A 285-nucleotide genomic window follows, 5' to 3' on the forward strand; every position below is an offset into this window, starting at 1 on the left:
AGCCGTCTGTGGTTCATCGACCAGATGGAAGGCCCGGCCCCCACCTACAACATCCCCCTGGCGCTCGCGCTGGACGGCCCCGTCGACCCGGACGTGCTGCGTGCGGCCCTGCACGACGTGGTCGCCCGCCACGAGGTGCTGCGCACCGTCTACCCGGGCGCCGACGGCGAGGCAGTCGCCCGGATCCTCCCGCCCGAGGCCGCCAACCCCGTACTGGACGTTCGGACGGTCGACGACACCGATGCCACGGACCTCGACACCCAGCTGCACAGGGCGGCCCGCCAC

Annotated in this window: 1 protein-coding gene; it reads left to right on the forward strand. The window is 73.0% G+C overall.

The features are described 5' to 3' along the window. On the forward strand, nucleotides 1-285 hold a 285-nt coding region (locus KWI83_RS37960; RefSeq protein WP_218518911.1), incomplete at both ends, for a condensation domain-containing protein.

The organism is Streptomyces sp. TRM70350, from assembly GCF_019219825.1.
Lineage (GTDB): Bacteria > Actinomycetota > Actinomycetes > Streptomycetales > Streptomycetaceae > Streptomyces.